General features: G+C 71.4%; 5 protein-coding genes and 3 pseudogenes. 1 reads left to right on the top strand and 7 read right to left on the bottom strand.

Translation table 11 applies throughout. The features are described from left to right. Positions 1–378: 378 nt before the first annotated feature. From ABD794_RS06045 to ABD794_RS06075, 7 genes and pseudogenes are all read right to left on the bottom strand, one after another. Positions 379–768, bottom strand: coding sequence for a Rossmann-fold NAD(P)-binding domain-containing protein (locus tag ABD794_RS06045; RefSeq protein ID WP_344961345.1), 390 nt, complete (start codon positions 766–768; stop codon positions 379–381). Positions 769–1,069: 301 nt separating this feature from the next. Continuing rightward, a pseudogene (locus ABD794_RS06050) lies at positions 1,070–2,436 on the bottom strand (DEAD/DEAH box helicase family protein). A gap of 35 nt (positions 2,437–2,471) precedes the next feature. After that, positions 2,472–3,896 carry an ATP-binding protein gene (locus ABD794_RS06055; protein WP_344961347.1) on the bottom strand — a complete coding sequence of 475 codons (1,425 nt, stop codon included), beginning with the start codon at positions 3,894–3,896 and terminating at the stop codon, positions 2,472–2,474. Positions 3,897–3,933: 37 nt separating this feature from the next. Then, positions 3,934–5,487: an SCO6880 family protein gene (locus ABD794_RS06060; RefSeq protein ID WP_344961351.1), complete on the bottom strand. Its 1,554-nt coding sequence runs from the start codon at positions 5,485–5,487 to the stop codon at positions 3,934–3,936. Positions 5,488–5,489: 2 nt separating this feature from the next. Further along, positions 5,490–6,867, bottom strand: a pseudogene (locus ABD794_RS06065) (hypothetical protein). Further along, positions 6,857–7,715, bottom strand: a pseudogene (locus ABD794_RS06070) (DUF8175 domain-containg protein). The pseudogenes ABD794_RS06065 and ABD794_RS06070 overlap by 11 nt, the downstream one beginning before the upstream one ends. A 233-nt stretch (positions 7,716–7,948) precedes the next feature. After that, positions 7,949–8,257: a hypothetical protein gene (locus ABD794_RS06075; protein ID WP_344026158.1), complete on the bottom strand. Its 309-nt coding sequence runs from the start codon at positions 8,255–8,257 to the stop codon at positions 7,949–7,951. A 405-nt stretch (positions 8,258–8,662) separates the two neighbouring features. On the opposite strand from ABD794_RS06075, the gene ABD794_RS06080 reads away from it, so the two are divergent. Next, a partial coding sequence (locus ABD794_RS06080; RefSeq protein ID WP_344961349.1) for a serine/threonine-protein kinase occupies positions 8,663–9,698 on the top strand: 1,036 nt, incomplete at its 3' end.

A 9,698-nucleotide genomic window follows, 5' to 3' on the forward strand; every position in this document is an offset into this window, starting at 1 on the left:
CGTAGGCCTGGATGTGGTAAACGATCCGGCCCTACGGCTTTTCTGCGTTTTCGGTCAGGCCGATCGGCCGAGTTCCTCGCACTGCACTTCTCCAACAACCGCTCCCCGCGCACCAGTCGTCCGATCTCGTCGACTGCGATTCGCCCAGCCGCCGGACCTCGCTGCCCTGTGCGCCGGCGATGTGCGGCGTGATGAACACGTTCGGAGCGAGAGCAATGGTGTCTCGGGTGGCAGTGGTTCGGGGTCCGTCACGTCGAGAAAGGCGTCCAGCGGTCCGTGGCGCACTCCCGCACCAGGGCGTCCGTGTCGATCAGCGAGCCCCGGGCCGTGTTGATGACCGCCCCGCCGTCCGGGCGATCAGGGCCAGCCGCTCGGCGCTCAGCAGATGCGGGTTTCCGGCAGTTGAGGGGCGTGGAGCGTGACGATGGCGCTCTTTGTGCACAGGGTGTGGATGTCCACGAGCTCGGTGCCGATGCGGGCCGCTTGGTCGGCGGTGGCGTAGGGGTCGTGGAGCAAGTAGCCGGTAGTCGGCCTCGGCGGCACGCAGTCGGGCGGCCACTCGCCTTCCGATGCGGGAGGCTGCACGATTCCTATGACCGTCCCGTCCGTGTCCCCGGCGTGCGGTGAAGGCCGGCCGGCGGCCGCGCGCTGAGCGCACTTCTTGGCGGCCAGGAGGACGACTGCCATGGTGAAGTCGGCCACGGGACCGGCGTTGACGTCTGCTGCCGAGGAGACGAGGATTCCGCGTTCCCAGACGCTGGGCGTCACCAGTGCCTTGACCGAGCCGGCCGCGTGGACGACCGCCCTCAGCCGTGGTGCGCGGTTCCAGTAGCGGGCCGTCCAGTCGTAGGGAGTGGCCCCAGCCGGTGAGCAGGATGTCGGCCTCGGGGAGTGCGTCCGTGAGGTCGGCGAACTTCTGGAGGCGGACGCGGAGTTCGGTGGGGAGGAGGGTGGGTGTGACCTCGGGGCCGATGTCCAGGAGTACGCGAGGTTTGCTCGCCATGCGGGGACGCTGCCCGCGGGGGTGAGTGGGAAACAGGGGGAGAGGACGGGGCGGGGTGCGAACCCTTCAGCGCGACAGCGCGCTGCGTGGCCACCTCGACCTCGCCTGTTCCTCCGAACGCATCAGTGCCAGCGTCGGCAGACCCAACTCCGCCCCGCCCTCCACCAGTTCCGGCAGCGACGGCAGTGGCGCCACCGCGGCGACGTCGTCCAGCACCAGTGTGAGTGGTGGGTGTCGAGCCGACCGGAAGGTGACCGTTCGGCCACGCCCCCGGCCGCGCTCGACCACGTTCGCGGCGAGTGCGGTGAGCAGCGGCATCGCACCCGGGCGGGTGCGGGGATCCTCAATCGCCTCACCCACCACGTAAAGCGTTCCCCCCTCGGCCACGAATGATTCCAGCACGAGGGCGTCGGCCCGGTTTGGGCTGCACGCGTCGCGAATGTGGACGGACGACAGGCAGTTGAGGGCTCGGGCGGTCAACTCGCGGGCCATGTCCCGGCGTTCCGGGTGGGCGGTCAGAGCCGATTCCAGCTCGCCGGCCGCGCCGGCCGTCGCCTTGGGGTTCGTCCGCAGGATCCGTACGGCCTCGTGCGCGGAGCCGCCCTGCGTCCAGCGGTGCACCTGCCGGAACGGGCGGCCCTCCACCGCGGCCCGCGTGCAGGCCAGCAGCGCAGCAGCGTCTCCGCGGTCTCGGCCGTGAGGGAGTCGAGGGTGCTGGGAGGGCGTACGGGGGCGAGGAGCGCGGCCGCTCGGGCCGCAGCGGTGTCCCGGGACTCGCAGCCCGCGGCCGGGTTCCACCGGAGGCGGTCCGGGGCGTCGAGCAGGTGCCCAGGGTCGAAGACCCGGACCGGGCCGAGCTTGGCGCGCGCGTCCTTCGTCTCCGCCCACAGCCCCGGGTCGCTGGTGACGACCAGGGCGGGCCCGGCGGCGTCCAGGACGGCCCGGGCGGCGAGGGCCCGGCGGTCGGTCCCGTAGGCGACGCGTTCGAGAGGAGAGGGTGGGGGAGGGGGAGAGGCGGGGACAGGAGCCGGGGTGGGAACGATCGGAGCGGGAGCGGGAGCTGGGGCGGGAGTCGCACGCTCGGCGGGCGGGGGCGGGGGCACGGATGCCGGCTGCTTCCGGACTCTCCGCCACCGGCCCACCGTCCCTATCAGGAACACCACCAACACCGTGGTCACCAGCGCCTCGCTGATCGCCACGCCCCAGAACAGCCCGTACCCGGACAGCTGACTCTGCGGCGTGTCCGGCCACGCGGCCGGCAGGTCGCGCGGGTCGGACATCAGGTGGCGCATGGCCTGCGGGGTGTGCGTCAGGCTCACGGCCTCGGGCCAGTGGCCGGCGGCGAAGAGGCCGGACAGCCCCGTGGCCGTCCAGGCCAGCAGCGTCAGCCCCAGCAGGAACGCGATGGCGCTGACCAGCAGCCCGTCCGGCACGCCGCCTCCGGAGGCGCGCTGCCCGTCGCCCACGGTCAGGCCACCGTCGAGCGGGACGACGGCCCGTACGCCCCGTCCGGATACCGTTCCATCGCCGCCGCGGCCCGCTCCGCGACCGCAGCCTCGGCGGCCAGGTCGCGGTCGGGGGCGCCGTCCTCGGTCATGGCGCGGTCGGTGTAGACCAGCGGCCGTTCCGCGTCCGTGATCAGGTGCTTGACCACCTGGACGTTGCCGTTGACGTCCCAGACGGCGATGCCGGGCGTGAGCGTGGGGATGATCTCGACTGCCCAGCGGGGCAGGCCGAGCACCCGGCCCGTGGCGCGGGCCTCGTCCGCCTTCTGGGCGTAAATGGTGCGCGTGGAGGCCATCTTGAGGATGGCGGCCGCCTCCTTGGCCGCCGCGCCGTCCACGACGTCGGAGAGGTGGTGCACCACGGCGACGAACGAAAGGCCCAGTCGGCGGCCGAACTTGAGGAGGCGCTGGAAGAGCTGGGCCACGAACGGGGAATTGATGATGTGCCAGGCTTCCTCGACGAGGAAGATGCGTTTCTTGCGGTCGGGGCGGATCCAAGTGTGTTCGAGCCAGACCCCGACGATCGCCATGAGGATGGGCATGGCGATCGAGTTGCGGTCGATGTGCGAGAGGTCGAAGACGATCAGCGGGGCGTCGAGGTCGATGCCGGCCGTCGTCGGGCCGTCGAACATGCCGCGCAGGTCGCCGTCGACGAGCCGGTCCAGGACCAGTGCCACGTCCAGGCCCCAGGCGCGCACGTCGTCTATGTCGACGTTCATGGACTCGGCCGACTCGGCCTCGGGGTGGCGGAGTTGCTCGACGATGTCGGAGAGGATGGGCTGCCGGTCGGCGTCCGAGGGGCAGCCGCCCCGGACCGCCGCGTGCGCGACCTTGAGCGCGAAGCCGGAACGTTCGTCCAGGCCCCGTCCCATCGCCACCTCGATGATCGTGCGCAGCAGGGCGAGCTGGCCGGTCGTGGTGATCGACGGGTCGAGCGGGTTGAGGCGGATGCCGCCGTCGAGGGCGGCCATGGGGTCCAACCGGATGGGGGTTATGCCCAGTTGCTGGGCGATGAGGTTCCACTCGCCGACGCCGTCCTCGCCCTGCGCGTCGAGGACGACCACCTGCCGGTCGCGGAAGCGGAGCTGGCGCAGGACGTACGTCTTCTCCAGCGCGGACTTGCCGTTGCCCGACTCGCCGAGCACCAGCCAGTGGGGCGCGGGCAGTTGCTGGCCGTAGAGCTGGAAGGGGTCGTAGATGTAGCCCTTGCCGGAGTACACCTCCCGTCCGATGATCACGCCGGAGTCGCCGAGGCCGGGCGCGGCCGTGGGGAGGTAGACGGCCTGCGCCTGCCCGGTGGACGTGCGGACGGGCAGCCGCGTCGTCTCCACCTTCCCGAAGAGGAAACCGGTGAAGGCGTTGGTGAGGGAGGTGAGCGGATCGAGCACGGCAGTCGCCCCTAGGTCTTGCGTCGTTCTCACACGGCTAGCGTCGGATGCCGGTCGCGAACGGCAGGGTGTTGACGAAGGCCCGGTGGTGCTCGCGGTCGCACCACTCCAGCTTGAGGTAGCTCTTGCCGGCCGACGCTCTTATGGTCCGCTTGTCACGGGCCAGTTCCTCGGGGGAGCGGGAGGAGACGGTGATGTAGCCGACGAGGTTGACGCCCGCCGCGCCGCTGGCCAGGTCCTCGCCGCGCTGGTCGACGCGGGAGTGGTGGGCGACGTCGCGCGGGTCCACGACGCGGTTCATCTTGGCGGCGCGGGAGGCGTCGGCGTCGTCGTTGGTCTTCTCCGTCAGCATCCGCTCGATGGCGACGTCCGTGGGTTCGAGGTCCATGCAGACCGCGACCGTGCGGATCACATCCGGGGTGTGGACGAGCAGCGGGGCCAGGAAGTTGACGCCCACCGGCGTCATCGGCCACTCCTTGACCCACGCGGTGGCGTGGCACCAGGGCTCGCGGGTGGCCGACTCGCGGGTCTTCGCCTGGAGGAACGTCGGCTGGACCGCGTCCAGCTCGGCGGGCCAGGCGTTGCGTTCGGTCATGGCCTGGATGTGGTCGATGGGGTGGTCCGGGTCGTACATCGAGTGCACCAGCGAGGAGAGCCGGCTCTGGCCGAGCGGCTGGCGGACGCGGATGTCGGCCTCGGCGAGGCGGGCGCAGATGTCGGTGAGCTCGCGGGCCATCACCACGGCCAGTCCGCCGTCGCGGTCGAGCTTGCGGCGGCCGCCGCCGTGCCGGGAGGCGCGGGCGATGGCCTGGGCCTCGGCGGCCAGTTCGCGGGTGTAGTGCATGCACGCGACGAGGTAGGCGCGGTGCTGCTCGGAGGAGGTGGAGACCATCGACTGGAGCTGGTCGTAGGACTCCTTGAGCCACTGCGGCGACTTGTCGTCCCCGCGCCGCTCGACGTCCTTGGCGTGCGCGTCGGGGTCGGCGGGCAGCGTACGGGCCAGTATCTGCAGGCGGGTGACGTAACCGTCGCCGTTGGCCACGTGCTTGAGCAGCGTGCCGAACCGCTCGACGAGCGCTTCCTGGTCCTCGGAGTCGCGCAGTCCGACGCCGGGGCCCTCGATCTCGATCGCGGCGGTGACGGTGCGCCGGTCCGCGTGCAGCAGGACGGCGATCTCGTCCGGCCCGAAGGGCGCCGACAGCCAGTTGATCCGGCCGATGCCCGGCGGCGGGCCGATCTCGATCTCGCGGCCGTCGGTGCGGGTGCCGGCCTCGACGGCGCCGGAGCGGTAGGCCGGGGAGCGTCGCACCGTGCGCTTGTAGGTGCGGTTGATCTCGAACCACTTGTAGAACGTGCGCTGTTTGTACGGCACGTACACGGCGGCGAGGGCGAGGGCGGGGAAGCCGGTGAGGGTGAGGATCCGCAGGGGGAGGATCGGCACCAGCAGGCCGCACATCATGCCGAGGAACGCGCCCGCGATGATCAGCCCGATCTCGCCGGTCTCGCGGTTCTTGCCGACGACCGCGTTGGGGCGGGCGCGGCCGATCAGGTACGTACGGCGGGCCGCGATCGGCTGGGACTGCGCCTCGATCGTCAACTCCGCTCACCTCCAGAGGTTTTGCCGTTGTTCTGTGCGCGGGGCGCGGGGGAGGCGGGGGCGTTTCCGCCTCCGCCTCCTGCGGCGCCGCCGGGGGATCCGGTGGGTGAGCGACGGGCGCTGTGGGCGGCGACGCCGCCGGAGAGCGGGTTCGCGGGGCGGGCGGCCTGGCCGGCCGGGGCGGCCTGGGAACCGCCGCGGGCGCTGTGCGTGTTGATGCCCTGCTTGACCAGCGTGGCGGGAGAGGAGATCACGGCGGCTGCCTGGCGGGACGCGGCGTCGTTGCTGGCGTTGCGACTGCTGATGATCTCGTCGCCGAAGCCCGGGACGAAGCGGTAGATCATCGCGCTGGCGAAGATGGCGAGGATGATGATCGCGAGGCCGGAGACGACGGCGGAGAGGGCGTTGGGCCCCTGGCCGGAGGAGAGCGCTCCGGCGAGCGTCAGCACGATCACGATGATCGGCTTGACGAGGATCACCGCGATCATGATGCCTGCCCAGCGGCGGACGTGGCCCCACATGTTCTTGTCGACGAGCCCCGAGTAGACGGCGGTGCCGAGCAGGGCGCCGACGTAGAGCAGGGCGGCGCGGATCACCAGCTCCAGCCAGAGGACGCCGGCGGCGAGCACGGAGACGAGGGAGACGACGATCAGCATGATCGGTCCGCCGCCGATGCCGTCGCCCTTCTTGAGGGCGTCGGCGAACCCCCCGAAGAACTGCTCGTTGTGGTCACCGGTGCCGGTCGCGATCACGTCGGTGACGGCGTCCGTGGCCTGGACGACGGTGTAGAGGATCAGCGGGGTGAACGCGGAGGCGAGCACGGTCAGCCAGAGGAAGCCGACGGCCTCGGTGATCGCCTCCGTGAACGGCACGCCGCGCACGGCCCGCTTGGCGACGGCCAGCAGCCACAGGACGAGGGTGAGGATGGTGGAGGCGGCGAAGACGACGGCGTACTGGCGGAGGAAGGTGCCGTTGGTGAAGTCGACGTTGCTGGTGTTGCGGACGGCGTCCGAGAGCTTCTGGATGATCCAGGTGGCGGCTTCGGCGCAGCCTTTGGCGAGAGCGGCGGCGGGGTCCAGGGCGGCGGTGGGGTCGGGGGGAGTCTTGGAGGTGGAGTGGCCGGGGGATTGGCAGTACTCATGGGCGGGGCCCCGGATCAGGTCGCACGGGTCGCTGCCGCGCGGCGGCAGACTCCCGCTCGGGACCGGTGACGGGCTTCCGCCGGGCGACGGCGTGCCGGAGCCCCCCCGGTGACGGCGTCGGGGTCGGCGTAGGCGCCGCGGCCACGCGCGTCGCGAGCAGGACTGCGGTCGTCTGCACGGCTGCCAAGGCAGCCGTGACGGAGAGAACGCGACGGCGCTGACTACCGGGCATAGGTGAACCCTCCGAACCCTTCTACGGCATCCGACATCTCCTTGGCTGAGGAGGCGGCCTGATCACGTCCGACGGGAGCGGGCCCGTCCTTCTGCGTGTAGTCGGTGACCTTCCAGTCGTTGTCGGTCCACTGGACCTCGAAGGTGCTCGTGTACCAGCTTTCGGCGACCGGGCTCTTGGAGCCCTCACCGGCGATTCCGAACAACGCCGAGTACCAGACCGCGATGCTGGCCTTGTCGTCCTGGTACTTGACGACCTTGGTGCCGATCGGGTTGGCGCGGGAGACGAACGCCATCCCCTTCGGCGCCCGGCCGTTGGAATCGAGACCGATCCGCTTCAGGAACTCCCCGTCCGAATAGACCTTGTCCAGGGCCCCCTGACGGGCGGCTACGATCTCGGAGGCGTAGACACGATCGACGATCCGGTGGCGGTCGTCCGCCTTGAACATGTCGGAAGACGACAGCGCGACCGCGAAGTTCGCCGCCGCCGACTGCGCCCCCTGCTCCGTGTGGGCGAACCCGGAGGCGATCCCCCCCGCTCTTCCCCTCCACCGGCTTCACGCCGGACGGCGCCGTCGCACCGCCGGCTCCCTGAGCCGCTTCCTTCTTCCCGTCGCCCGACGAGCCGTCGCCCCCGCCCCTGTTGGCGAACGCGATCGCCGCGACGAGCAGCACCACCACCGCCACGATCATGATGAGGTTCCGGCTGGGCCGGACGCCGCCGCGGCGTGGGGGTGCGTACGGATCGACTTCCCCCTCCGGCAGCCGCGTCCGCGTCATGTGGCGGTCGTCGGCCTCGTATCCGCCGGAGCCCTGACCGCTTCCGTAGCCGTCGTCACCGAGACTCATCGCGTGCCTGCTCCCTCATGCGTCGTCGCGGGCCTGCCGCCATGAGACGACGGTAGCGGTGCGCGCGGTTTCCCGGGGGAGTGCGTGAGGAGGTGAGGGGGCATCAGGAAGCAGCCTCGGGTGGGGGGCTCGGGCGGGCTGTTGCGCCGCGAGCCGATGCGGAAGGAAGGGACGCGGCGGGGGACGGACGGCGGGTGCCGCCGGGCCGGGGCGGTGGGCCCGGCGGCACCCGCTCAGACCGCCATGCCGTAGACGATGGTGAAGAGTGTCCCCAGCGAACCGATGATGAACACCCCGGTCAGCCCGGCGACGATGAGCCCCTTGCCCTGCTCGGCGCTGAACGTGTCCCGCAGCGCCGTCGCACCGATCCGCTGCTTCGCCGCGCCCCAGATGGCGATGGCCAGGCAGAGCAGGATCGATACGGCCATGATGACCTCGATCATCACGCGGGCCTCCCGGCCCAGGTTGGCGAACGGCCCCCAGTTCGGGGCGATTCCACCGATAATGGTGTTGATGTCGCCTTTTCCGGCTGCCAAGAACATGCGTAACTCACCGCCCCTTGAGGGTAGTTGCACCGCCCTTGCCGCACGGCAAAGGCCGGTACCTATCTTCGCCGACGCGGCCGCCCTTGTATGTCGACTTGGCGGCATTTTTTGACGAGACCTGCATGTGCCGGTGGCACGCCCACCTCGGCCGTCCCGCACGGCGGCGCGGGCCGATGTCGGTGGGTGGTCCTATGGTGACTCTGTGTATCACGCACGCCCACGGTGGGCAATGGGCGTGATGACCGGGGGGTGTACGGATGTTCAAGGAATCGCGCGTTCGGTCGGTAGGCTGTGGAGGCCGTCTCCGCACGCGCCGCGGACCGCGGCCGCCGGGCTGGTTCATCGCGTTCATCGCACTCATCGCCTGGGTCGTCGGGTGCGTCGAGTTCAGGGGTGGTAGGGGTGCTGGTTGCCGAACGCTACCGGTTGGGGGAGCTGCTCGGCCGCGGCGGAATGGGCGAAGTCTGGCGCGGCCAGGACGAAGTGCTCGGCCGTCAGGTCGCGGTGAAGCTGCTCCTCGGCGACGACGGCGAGGACTCCGCGGCCCAGCGTTTCCGGCTGGAGGCCCAGACCGCCGCCCGTCTGAATCACCCTCAAGTGGTCGGCGTCTACGACTTCGGCTCCTGGGAGGGCCGCTTCTACCTGGTCATGGAGCTGGTGGACGGGCCGAGTCTGGCCCAGCAGCTGGCCGCCCGCGGCCCGCTCTCCCCGGCCGGCGTCGCGGACATCGCCGCCCAGTCCGCGGCGGGCCTGGCGGCGGCCCACCGCCAGGGGGTCGTCCACCGCGACATCAAGCCGGGCAACCTGATGCTGGACCGCACCGGCACGGTGAAGATCGGCGACTTCGGCATCGCCCGTTTCGTCGACGAGACCTCGGCCCAGCTCACCCGCGCCGGGCAGATCGTCGGTACGAGCACCTATCTCGCCCCGGAGCGCGCGCTGGGGCGCGTGGCGGGCCCGGCGTCGGACGTCTACGCGCTGGGGTGCGTGCTGTACCACTTGTTGGTCGGGCAGCCGCCGTTCTGGGCCGAGAGCCCCACTTCGCTCCTCTACCTCCACGTCGACTCGCCCCCCGTGCCGCCCCGGCAGCACCGGGCCGACGTGCCGTACGCGCTCGAGGCGTACCTGCTGGGGATGCTCGCCAAGGAGCCGGAGGCGCGGCCGACGGCGCAGGAGGTGGCGGACTGGTTCGCGAGCTCGTCGTGGCGCGACGGGCAGCCGGCGCACCCGGCCGGGCCGGTGCCGCAGGCCGGGGCGCTGCCGCCGGTGCCCGCCGTGCCGCCCGTCGTGCCGTCCGTCGTCCGGTCGCAGCCGCAGCCGCCTGCCGCATCCGATGCCCTGCTCCACCAGGAGAGCGTGACGACATACGCGCTCCCCGGCTCGGCGGCCACGCGCACTTCCGCCGCGCCGCCCGGGCGGCGCCGGGACGGGAGCGGTG

The sequence above is a fragment of the Streptomyces thioluteus genome, from assembly GCF_039535865.1.